Annotated in this window: 6 protein-coding genes; 1 reads left to right on the top strand and 5 read right to left on the bottom strand. The window is 70.3% G+C overall.

Features of this window, described 5'->3' with window-relative positions:
- Positions 1-20: 20 nt before the first annotated feature.
- A complete protein-coding gene (locus IPH07_26515) occupies positions 21-1,934 on the bottom strand; it encodes a hypothetical protein (GenBank protein MBK6920977.1) in 1,914 nt (637 codons plus the stop codon).
- 141 nt (positions 1,935-2,075) lie between these two features.
- Complete coding sequence (locus tag IPH07_26510; GenBank protein MBK6920976.1) at positions 2,076-6,170, bottom strand: thioredoxin domain-containing protein; 4,095 nt, start codon at positions 6,168-6,170, stop codon at positions 2,076-2,078.
- 247 nt (positions 6,171-6,417) lie between these two features.
- On the opposite strand from IPH07_26510, the gene IPH07_26505 reads away from it, so the two are divergent.
- A complete protein-coding gene (locus tag IPH07_26505; GenBank protein ID MBK6920975.1) occupies positions 6,418-7,173 on the top strand; it encodes a hypothetical protein in 756 nt (251 codons plus the stop codon).
- Between the two features lie 36 nt (positions 7,174-7,209).
- Here the strand turns inward: IPH07_26505 and IPH07_26500 are convergent, their stop codons facing one another.
- From IPH07_26500 to IPH07_26490, 3 genes are all read right to left on the bottom strand, one after another.
- Entirely contained in the window at positions 7,210-8,829 is a 1,620-nt protein-coding gene (locus IPH07_26500; protein ID MBK6920974.1) for an ABC-F family ATP-binding cassette domain-containing protein, read from the bottom strand.
- A gap of 10 nt (positions 8,830-8,839) precedes the next feature.
- Positions 8,840-9,931, bottom strand: coding sequence for a hypothetical protein (locus IPH07_26495; GenBank protein MBK6920973.1), 1,092 nt, complete (start codon positions 9,929-9,931; stop codon positions 8,840-8,842).
- Between the two features lie 249 nt (positions 9,932-10,180).
- Positions 10,181-11,353 carry a hypothetical protein gene (locus IPH07_26490; protein ID MBK6920972.1) on the bottom strand — a complete coding sequence of 391 codons (1,173 nt, stop codon included), beginning with the start codon at positions 11,351-11,353 and terminating at the stop codon, positions 10,181-10,183.
- Positions 11,354-11,374: the final 21 nt, after the last annotated feature.

The raw sequence follows: 11,374 nt of genomic DNA, 5'->3' as shown, positions 1-11,374 counted from the left end.
CGCGAGCAGCCAGCACAGGGCTAGCCGCAGTCCGCGTTGCAGAACAACACCGCCTTGGCCACGCACGACTCATCCCAGTCGGTGTCGCAGCAGTACGAGTCGAACGCGCACACGCAGTCCTGCACCTCGCCGACGCTGCACAGCGGCATCCCGCTGTCGCCCATGCAACAGGTGCCAGCGTCGACGGCCGTGCAGCCGGCACCGCACTGCGAGCCGGCCAGGCCCGCGCACTCTGCGGTCCACTCGCCGCTGCAGCAGTCCGACGGGTCGGGGTAGGGCGCCTGCACGTCGGCCGGCACGTCGAAGCCGCATACGCACTGCGTGGTCGCGACGTCGACGCAGCCCGGGGAGTCGTCGGCGGCGCAGCAGTCACCCGACAGCACGCCGGTCTGCTCGATGTTCAGCTCGTAGTTGCCGACCTCCGCCGCGCTGGCGCCGTCGACCACGACCACGATCTCCTGATCGGCCGCGAGCACGGTGTTGAACACCGCGAAGTTGTCACCGGTCGCGCAGCCGAGCTCGTTGCTGGGGTTGCCGCACTCGCCGCTCGCGAACGCGGAGACCACCGGGCTCATGTCGAGGCTGACCGCGTAGATGGCGTAGATGCCGTCGTCTTGGGCCTGCCAGGTGTAGATCGAGTCCTCGCCCCCGATGCCACCGCAGCTCGACGAGATGTCGTCGCCGGCGCCCATGTTGTCGTCGTCGTAGGACAGCGGCTCGTTGTTGCCGAGATCGGTGGGCGCCTCGCAGGCGACCTGCGCGATGTTCAGCACGAATTCGCCGACCACCATGTCGGACCAGCCGTCCACCACGATGGTGATGGTCTGGTCGGCCGCGAGCGACATCGTGACCGCCGAGCGGAGTTCATCGCCGGAGACGTCGTCGTTGCAGGCGATCTCGGCGCCACCCATGCAGTCCTCGAGCACGTACAGCACGGTGTCGTCGATCGTGCTGCCGAGCGTGTCGAAGCGGTAGGTGCCGGCCGCGGGCGCGGTCCAGGTGTAGCCGACGTCCTCGCCGGGGTTCTGGCCGAAGTCCGCCGTGCAGCTGCCGGTGCCGTGGTCACCGGCGCCGCCGTTGTTGCCCATCTGCGTGAACGGCACGGTGCTGCCGATGTCCTCGCACATGAGCGGATCGCCGGTGGGATCGGTGTCGGTGGTGCCGCCCCCGGTCATGGCGGGATCGACGGTGTCACCCTCGGTCACGGCGGCGCCGTCGCCACAGCTCTCGAGCGTCACGTTGTCGAGGTAGATGTTGCTACCCGCGACCGCGCTGCCGGTGAAATCGAAGTCGTGATCGGCACCGTCGGCGTACGCCGTGACGTCGATCTCGACTGGCGTCCAGTCGGCGTAGTCGGCGGCCTCCTCGGGCGTCACCTCCCAGACCACGTTGCCGTCGATCTGTAGCTGGAACACATCGCCCGGGTTCGCGGCGCCGTAGAAGAAGTCGAAGCGCAGCGTCGCGCTGTCGAACTCGTTGATCGTCACGACCTGCGAGACGCCGCCGACGTCGGTGCCATTGCCCGAACCGCCGAGCCACATGAACCACGAGCCATCGCTCGCGGTGGGACCGTTGCACGAGGCGTCGCAGAGCGGGGTTCCGAACAGGCTCGAGGCCTCGCCCCATGCCGACGCGTCGGCGCCGGACTCGAAGCTCGGGTCGGCCATGAGCTGCGGCGCGATCAAACAGCTGCCGCCGGTCGAATCCTGCGCGGTGGTCATCGTCGCGTCGGTCGTGCCGGTGGTGGTGTCGGAGCCGGCCGTGGTCGTCGGATTGCTCGCCGACGAGTCCGACGAGCCTTCGCCGGTCGAGCTGCTGCTGTCGTTCTGGCTGGTGGTGGAGTCGTTGTTGCAAGCCAGGCCCAGTGCGCAGGCCAGCAGCGCGGTGGTTCGAGCTCGCAGCGCGGGGGAAACGCGGCCGTGATTCGTCGTCATGGGGATGCCATCTTCCTCGGTAGGTTGCATCCGCCGGGGCAGCCTGCCGGTGTTGCACGGCAGGCCACGATGTCGTGCCCTCCCAGCGGACGGCCGAAGGCTACACGCTTCTGCCGTGCTTGTGGGCCCCAGGGCGTCGCCTCAGATGCCGCCCAGCAGCTCGGCGTCGATGAGCGCCTTGAAGGTCTCGAAGGATTGCGCACCCTCGATGCGCCGGCCGTTCAGGAAGAACGTGGGCGTGCTGGTGCCGCCTGCGTCGGCGCAGATCTTCTGCTGATCGACGACGAGCTTGGCGGTCTCGGGCGCGGCGAAGTCCCGCTCGAACTGGGCGACGTCGAGCTTGAGCTCCTTCGCGTAGCCGACGAAGTCGGACTGCGCGTGTGCATCGGGGTGCGCATAGAGCTTGTCGTGCATCTCCCAGAACTTGCCCTGCTTGTCGGCGGCAATCGCAGCGCGCGCCGCGGGCTCGGCGTTGGCGTGGTAGCCCAGGGGATTGTGCAGGAACGTCACGGTCACCTGCGTGGGGTAGTCGGCGACGATGCGATCGAGCGTCTTGGTCGCACGTTGGCAGTACGGACAGTCGAAATCGCCACACTCGGTGAGGTTGACGCGCGCGAAGCCGCTGGCCCCGCGGCGGGGCAGCCCCTCGGTCGCGATCGAGAAGCGCTCACCGGTATCGGGCGGCAGTGCCACCGCGGCCGACTTCGTGACCTCGCTGGCGAAGCGGGCGATCATGTCCTCGTAGAGCCGCTTGCGACTGTTGCCGCGCCGCTCGACGAACGTGCGCGCGCGCGACAGCTCTTCGTTGACCAGGCTGTCGAACACCGCGAGGGACTGGTTGCCGGAGAGGAAGCGACCGTTGACGAAGAACGATGGTGTGCCGGTGAGGCCGAAGCGTCGTGCGACCGCGGTGTCGTCCTCGACCTGACGCGCAATGGCAGGGTCGTCCATGTCGGCGACGAAGCGGTCGACGTCGAGGCCGAGCGTGGTCGCGTACTGGCGGTACTTGTCGGGCGCGAGCTCGAACTGCGACTCGAACAGCTTGTCGTGCATCGCCCAGAACTTGCCCTGGCGCGCCGCCGCGAGGGCGGCTCGCGCGGCGTTCTTGGCCTCGGGGTGGATCGGCAGCGGGTTGTGGCGGAACACCAGCCGCACGTTGTTGCCGTGGCGGCTCAGCACCTCGTCGAGTGTCGCGGTGACCTCGCGGCAGTAGGGGCACTGGAAATCGCCGAACTCGATGATGGTGACGAGCGCGTCGGCGCGGCCGCGAATCTGCGGATCGACCCCCACGTCGACGCCATAGTTGACCTCCGCGCGTGGGCGCCCGCTCTCGCTGGTGCTGGCGCGGGTGTTGGGCCAGATGTCGTCGATGTACGGCACCGCCTGCGGCTCGGGCTCGGGCGGCAACAGCCCCGCCTCGGCACCGCCACAGGCGTCGACCTCGGCGAAGCTGGTGGCCGCCAACGCGCAGGCGATCTGCTCGGGCTTCGCGATCGTGGCGCAGCGATCGGACACCTCGAATCGCAGCGCGAACTCGGCCACCGTGCGCGAGGTGTCACTGGCCTGCAGTTCCATCAGGTGCGTGACCAGCTTCTCGCAGTCGGCGACGCGCTGCGCCCGCCCGATCGCTGCGGCGGCGCGATCGCCCGAGAGCTTGGCGGCCGCACGGAGCAGCGCGGCGAGGCCGTCGGATTCGGTGGTGTGCACGACCAGCTCGGTGTGCAGGCGGCGCTCGTGGACGTCGACGCCGTAGGTGACGGCGTCGAGCAGCTTCCACAGCGGCTCCGCCTCGAGCTTGTTCGCGCGCTCGACCTCGTCGAGCAAGGGCTCCAGCTTTTCCGCGATCGTCGGCACGTCGACGAAGCCCCGCATCACGCCGCCCTTGTCGGTGGCGCGCGCGAGCACCGAGTTCCGCGCGGTGTCGTGGACGCTCTTGCCGGTGCGCTCGAGCAGCGCCCGCACGTCCGCGGTGCCCGTCGCCAGCCACAGGTGCTCGCCCGCGACGAACAGCGAGATCCGCAGCTCGTGACCCTCGCCGCCGACGGTGAAGGTGTGCACCGCCGTCTCGGCAATGGTCTCGGTCGAGGCGGGCACGTCGAAGACCTTCGACTGCAGCGCCGGTAGGGCCGCGTCGAGCGACGCCTTGGCCTTGGCCTCGTCGACGACCCGCAGGTATCCCAGCACCGCGGCATCACTGGCGTCGGGCTTCGAGGGCAGGGCCAGCAGGACCACACCAGCCTCGCCCGCGATGTTGTCGATGATGTCCCCGCGCAGCTCGAGCCCCGCTTGCCCCCGCACTGCGCTCTCGATCTCCGTCCAGCTGCCGGTGAGGTTGGCGAAGGCGATGAGCGCGTCGGCGATCGGTTTGGCCGCGAACGCGCCGTCGAGCCCGGCCAGCGCGGGGCCCGGCACGCGCGCCAGTGCGGCGCCGCTGCGCTCGCCGTCGAGGTAGCGCAGTGCCTGCGAGCCCTCGCGGGCGAGCACCTGCGACGAGATGCGCACGCGGGCGTCGTCGCGCAGCAGCGCGAAGGACAGCGCGTCGATCTCGGCGAAGCCCATGCGCAGCGCCACCAGGCTCGCGGCGTTCGCCGGGATCGCCGAGCGCATCGACACGCCATCGACGTACGCGAAGACGATTGGATCGCCGACCTCGGAGCCGAGCGCGGTGAAGCCCTCCCGTGCTGCGAGGCTGGTGTCGTGCTCGAGTGCGGCGATGCGCTCGGCGTGCGCAGCCACGCTGGCGGCGTCGGCACCGTCGAGGCCGACGACGGCGACCGCCCTTGCGTCGCGCACCACCACTGCGGTGGGGCGCGGGGCCTCGAGCCAGAAGCCGGCGGTGTCGCCGAAGCTGCGATCGCTCACCGCGACCTCGGGCGCAGTGGCCGTGCTCGTCGCGCCGGTGCTGCCGGCCGCGAGCTTGGCCGCGAGCCCGGGCAGGGCCGCCCGCAGCTTGTCGCGATCGCCCAGGCCGACGGAGATCGCGATCGCCGGCTTGGTCGGATCGAGCCACGCGATCGCGATCGGTGCGGCGGGGTCGATGCCGGCCTCTTGCCACGCCGTCGCGACGAAGGGATCGAAGCCCCATTGCTGCGTTGCGCCGGCGCGCACCGACTCCGGTAGCGCGTCGCCGAGCAGGCCGATCTGGGTCTCGGGCGCGGCGAAGACCACGAAGCCGAGCGCGTCGGCCGGGAACTGCTCGGCGACGGTGCGGGCGATGGCCGGCGGACGTGCGCCGAAGTGCCGGACCGCCCACCACGCGAGGGTCGACAGCGCGGCGACGACCGCGAGCGCGGCCGCGACGAAGCCGAGTCGCTTGGGCCAGCGACGCGGACCGCGGGGCGCGACGATGGGGGTCGGCCCCGTCACCGGCTTGTCACCGGGGCGGATGAGCGCGTTCTTCACCGGCGGTCGCCGGGCTGGATCGACGGTCACCGACGGCGCCGGTGCAGGGGCGATCGCGGCGTGCATCGGCACGTCGGCGGTGGCCATCGGTGCGGCGGCCACGGGCGCTTCGGCGGCGGGCACTGGCGCGCGCATCGTGCTGCTCGCACCCTCGGGCGCCGGCGCCGAGGCGTCCGCGGTGGGCACGACGCCGTCGTGCGTCGTCGCCGGGGCCGCGCCGAACAACGGCAGCGTCGCGCTCGAGGGGACCACCGCGGACGCGGGCGCAGACGCGGGCGCGGGCACAGACGCGGGCGCAGGCGCGGGCGCAGCCGCTGCTTGCCCGGGCATGGTCGGTGACGCGCTCGGGGTCGGGGTCGCACGCACCGCCGTGATCGCGCTCGTCGCGATGGGGGCGACGGCGGGCGCAGGCGTCCGCACGGGCACGCCGTGGTCGGTCGAGAGTCGGGTGCCGCTGCGCGAGCCGGAGACCACCGTACGGCCGGCCGCGGGCAGCTCGCCGCCCGGTTGCTCGATCAGGCGCACGATGGTCGTGCCGCAGCGGAAGCACGTGCCCGGCAGCAGGGCGAACTGCGGCAGCCGCTCCCACTGCATCTCGCCGGCGGCGTTGGCTCGACCGCGCCACGTGCCGTTGCTGCTGCCGAGGTCGCGCACGATGAGCGCCGCGCCGCTCGCGTCGATCTCCGCATGCATGGCCGACGACTCGGCGTCGGCCAGCACGATGTCGCCGGACTCGCGGCCGACGAGCGCGCGCGATCCCGTCACCGTGACGGTCTGCACCGACTGTCCGGGGCGCTCGATGGCGAGGATGATCGTGGCGGGGGCGGAGTTCACCACGGGATCATCCACGGGGCCTTCGAGTATCCCAGCGCGTGCGAGGCCGCGCAAGGCGCGAGGCCGGCTCCATGGCGTCTCGTCGTGCCCACGCTGGCCGGCATCACGGTCACGCGACAACGATCGAACCAGCGTCGCGGTCTATTCCATGTGCGTGGGCGCGGGCGTGTGGGCGTCGGCGTGCCTCGTCGGGCGCCGCGAGCTCCGGGGTCGTTGACGCGTTCGCGACCGCACGCGACATTACGCCATGCAACACCGTGCATGGCTCGCGGCGCTGTCGCTGGCGGTCGGGGTCGTCGCCTGCGACGACGAGCAGGGCGATACGAAGGCCGTCACCCCCGCCGACGCGAAGACGGCCGACGCGAAGACGGCCGACGCGAAGACGGCCGACGCGAAGACGGCCGACGCGAAGACGGCCGACGCGAAGACGGCCGACGCGAAGACGGCCGACGCGAAGACGGCCGACGCGAAGGCGGCCGACGCGAAGTCGCCCGACGCGAAGGCGGCCGACGCGAAGTCGCCCGACGCGAAGGCGGCCGACGCGAAGGCGCCGAGCGGTCCAGTGTTCGTCGACGGCAACATCGATCTCTCGTTCGAGTCGGTGGGCGAGCTGCACGTGGGCATGACCCCCGCCGAGGTCGAGGCCAAGCTGGGCAAGCCGTCCAAGACCACGAAGATCCAGGAAGAGGGGGCGACCGGCGAGTTCGTGCAGACGTGGCGTTACCCCGCCGCGGGCATCGAGGTCGGGCTCAGCGCCACGACGAAGAACGGCGCGCAGACGGTCCGTAGCCTGAGTGCCGGCCCGACCTGCAAGCTACCGCTCGGCTGGGGCCTCGCGATCGGCAGCACCCGCGCCGAGGTCGAGGCGATCTATGGCTCGAACTTCGAGGCCGAGACCACCACGCCGGAGACCTTCGTCGCGGGCTCGATCTACGGCGGCGCGATCTATACGTTCGTCGACGGCAAGGTGACCCACTTGTTCCTCGGCGCAGCCGCCGAGTAGAAGCGCTGCCGGCCGTTGGGCCGCGCCCGCCCGAGCTCAGCGCATGCCGGGCGCTTCGTGCTTCGACGCCGCGACATACTCGAGGTACCCGCCGCCGTAGCACACCGGCCCGTCGGCGCCGAGCTCGAGCACGCGGTTCGACAGCTCCGCGAGGAATCGTCGGTCGTGGGACACGAACAGCATCGTGCCCTCGAAGCCGGACAGCGCGCGGGTCAGCATCTGCTTGGTGTCGAGATCGAGGTGGTTGGTGGGCTCGTCGAGCACGAGGAAGTTGGGCGGGTCGTACAGCATGCTCGCGAGCACCACCCGCACCTTCTCGCCACCCGAGAGCACGCGGCAGGGTTTGTCGACGTCATCACCCGAGAACCCGAACGCGCCGAGCAGCGCGCGCAGGGAGCCCTGGCCGGTGCGCGGGTGATCGCGCTCGAGCTGCGCCAGCACCGTCAGCGTCGGATCGAGCAGCTCCATCGCGTGCTGGGCGAAGTAGCCCAGCTTGACGCTCGCGCCCCCGACCACGCGTCCGTCGTCGGGCTCGAGCTCCAGGGCGGCGAGCTTGAGCAACGTCGACTTGCCAGCGCCGTTGATGCCCATCACGCACCAGCGCTCGCCGCGACGGATGGTCAGGTCGAAGCCGTCGTAGAGCACTCGGCTGCCATAGCGCTTGCCGACGCGCTCGAGGCGGAGCACGTCGTCGCCCGACCGCGGAGGTGCGCGGAACTCGAAGTCGACGACCTTGCGACGCCGCGGCGGCACCACGCGTTCGATCTTCTCCAGCTTCTTCACCCGCGATTGCACCTGCGCGGCGTGACTGGCCCGTGCGGCGAAGCGAGCGATGAACGCTTCCTCCTTCGCGAGCATGGCCTGCTGCCGTGCGTACTGGGCCTCCTGCTGGGTCGCGGCCAGCTCGCGCTGGCGCTCGTAGAAGTCGAAGTTGCCGCTGTAGGTCGTGAGCTCGCCGCCGTCGATCTCGACGATGCCGTCGACCAACCGGTTGAGTAGCTCGCGATCGTGCGAGGTCATGAGGATTGCGCCGGCGAAGCCGCGCAGGAATCGCTCGAGCCACAGGATCGACTCGATGTCGAGATGGTTGGTGGGCTCGTCGAGCAGCAGTGCGTCGGGTTCCATCAGCAGGATGCGCGCCAACGCGACCCGCATCTTCCAGCCACCGGAGAGCGTGCCGACGTCGCGCTCCACGACCTCCTCGGCGAAGCCGAGCCCGGCCAGGATCTCGCGCGCGCGGGCCTCGAGCTGGTAGCCGCCGAGCTCGTCGAAGCGGGGCTGCACCTCGCCGAAGCGCGCGACCAGGCGGTCGAGCTCGTCGGCCCGATCAGGGGCGGCCATCGCGTGCTCGAGCGCGTGCAGCTCGTCGCCGAGACTCGACACCTCGCCGGCGCCGGCCATGGTCTCGGCCAGTACGCTGCGCCCGCGCATCTCGCCCACGTTCTGATCGAAGTAGCCGATGGTCACGCCGCGATCGACCGCGACCGTGCCCTCGTCGGGGGTGTCCTCGCGCGTGATCAGCCGGAAGATGGTCGACTTGCCGGCGCCATTGGGGCCGACCAAGCCGAGCTTCTGCCCCCGCGCGACGCCCATGCAGGCGTCGACGTAGAGGATCTGCGAGCCGTAGCGCTTCGCGACGTTGTCGAGGCGGATCACCGCGGACGCGTCAACCGGTGCAGCAGAACGTGAACTCGCCGACGGCCGCAATCGAGCCGGTGGGCTCGGGCGTGGCGGTGATGGGGCACGTGCTGTCCTCGTCGATCGCCATCGCGATCGAGCCACCGACAGCCGGCACGCAGCCGCCGTTGGCGGCCAACGACGACGTCGGATTCCCCGCGCACTCGGTGCCGGTGTAGACGTCCGCCACCGCGTTGTCGCAGTTGGCCGCGACGGTCCCGCAGGTGCAGCTGCTGCAGTCGCGCGAGTCTTCGACCCCGGTGAAGAAGGTCACCTTGTTGCTGTACGGCCCGGCCGGACAGGCCTCGTCGCCCTGCTTGTAGATGCAGACCGGGGCCTCGAAGTCCGCACCCGGCACCGGCGTGCAGATGCCGCCCTCGCCACACGAGGTCGGGTTGTCGCCGAGCTTGCACGACTTGATGCTGGCGTCCCACTGCGGCGCAGGGAACTCCTCCATCTTGTTCTGCATGCAGCTGGGGTTGTTCTGCAGGTACGCGTAGAACTGCGCGTACGCGGTGATGCTGACCGCCGAGCAGGCCTCGGTGACCTGCGAGTAGTTGTACGTGTTGCACGACGAGTTGTTGTGCCCGTACACGTACGCGCTGCAGGTCTGCATCATGTTGAGGTTGCACTCGCAGTCGCACAGTGCCGGCCCCGGATCGTGGTAGCCCTCGAGCACGGTCGGTCCGCCCGACGGATACTCCGCGGGGCAGGCCGGTGCGTCGCCCTCGACGACGCGCGAGTAGATCGCAGGCCCGAACCATCCCGCAGGCGCTGGCTGACCGCACACTGCCGAGGGTCCGCACTCGGGGTCGCCCGTCTCCGCCGCGGTCGAGCCGCTGCCGTCCGCCGTGGTCGCACTCGCGGTCGCGCTGGTCGACGACAACGAATCGACCCCCGACGAGCTCGAGTCCTCGCCGCCGAGCGTGGTGCTGGCGGTGGTCGTCGCCGTCGTGCCCCCGCCGCTGCCGCTGCTCGAGCCGTCGGTGGCGGTCTCCTGGGCAATCGGGTTGCTCGTGCAGGCGGCCGCGATCGTGACGAGACACAGCAGGCTGAGTGAGTTCGTAAGGGGCATGCGCATGGGTCGATCTCGCAAACGGTTCGTTCGCCCGTTCGCCCTCGTTCGAAGAAGGTAGCGGCATTCGAGCGCGACGAGCAACCTCGCGGACATTTCGGCGGCGTGAGTCTGCGAGGGGCCATCATCGACCAGCTCGCAAATGCCCACCCTCGAACGGCGACGACGGCGAGCACCTCGCGAGGTGGCGTCGCCGTCGCCCATCCGACCCCGCGCGCGCGCGCGGGCCACTACGTCGAGCGCCGTGGCGGCGCCTCAGTTGCTGCCGCTACCCAGCAGGTTGATGTAGTCGATGTACCAGCCGCCCTGCTGCGTGGTGGCGTTGCTGCCGAACACGAAGCGCAGCTGCAGCGTGGCGCTGCCGGCGTACTCCGTCAGATCGAAGTTCGACAGGCTCCACTGGTTGTCGTCCTGGCTGCCGGAGAAGCCGAGCGCACCGTTGACCGGGTCGTAGGTGGCGGTGACCACGACGTCGTCGTAGAGGTCGCCGTCGACCGGCTCGATGGTCACCCAGTTCACGCCGTCCTCGCTGGCCTGCACGATGCCGCCGTCCGCGTTGCTGGCTCCGCCCTCGAAGTTGTGCCAGTGGCGCAGCGACATCACGATGCCGTCGTCCATGCAGTTCGAGAAGTCGATCTCCGGGGAGACCAGCGCGCTGATCTCGTTGGCGTTGTAGGGGCCCGAGAGGTTGGTGCCGAAGGTGCCGGGCGACGCGACGCCGGGGCCCTGGGCGTACACGGTCGGATCGCCGCAGGCCCAGGTGCTCGGCGCGGCCGCGCCGTTGAGCGAGGTCGCGCTGAAGCCCGCCGGGCAGGTCGCGAGCTCGAAGTCGAAGCTCACTGCGCAGTCGGTGCACTTGGAGGTGTCGACCTGACAGGCGCTGTCGCAGGTCACCGGTCCGGCCGCGCCAGCGCCGAGATCCATGCAGGTCTCCGTGATGTCGACATCGGGCTCGCAGGTCTCGTTGCCGTTGACGATGCGGTCACCACAGTAGGTGCACTGGCTGGTGTCGAAGCGGCAGCTCGCCGGATTGCAGCCCAGGGTGCCGCCGGTGATGGTGCCGGGAATCGACGGGTCGTCGATGTCCATGCAGGTGTTGTTGCCGAGCTCCTCCGCGGTGCACGAGATGCCGCCGCAGTCGCACTCTTCCGCGCCACTGATGACGCCGTCGCCGCACAGCGCACCGGAGTTGGTGGTGTTGGCCGCGGACGTGTCGGCGGTGGTGTCGGTGGTCGGATCGACGCTCGTCGACGAGGTCGAGTCGTCGCTCGTCGTCGACGTCGACATCGTGGTCGATGCCGTCGTCGTCGTCATCGTGTCGCCGGTCGACGAGGTCGACGGGTCGAACGTCGTGACGCTGCCGACGTCGTCGTTGCAGCCGACCAACGTGACGAGGACCGAGCCAACACAGAGTAGGGAGAGGCGCATCCGCGGAGCATAGCGCGTCCC

The organism is Deltaproteobacteria bacterium, assembly GCA_016709225.1.
Lineage (GTDB): Bacteria > Myxococcota_A > Polyangia > Nannocystales > Nannocystaceae > Xiheibacterium > Xiheibacterium phototrophicum.
Note: the sequence above shows the minus strand (reverse complement) of the source record. Positions and strands in the feature narration are given on the sequence as shown.

Coding starts and splice junctions, on each gene's coding strand:
- IPH07_26490 (MBK6920972.1), bottom strand. CDS start 11,353: ATGCGCCTCTCCCTACTCTGTGTTGGCTCGGTCCTCGTCACGTTGGTC.
- IPH07_26495 (MBK6920973.1), bottom strand. CDS start 9,931: ATGCGCATGCCCCTTACGAACTCACTCAGCCTGCTGTGTCTCGTCACG.
- IPH07_26515 (MBK6920977.1), bottom strand. CDS start 1,934: ATGACGACGAATCACGGCCGCGTTTCCCCCGCGCTGCGAGCTCGAACC.
- IPH07_26505 (MBK6920975.1), top strand. CDS start 6,418: ATGCAACACCGTGCATGGCTCGCGGCGCTGTCGCTGGCGGTCGGGGTC.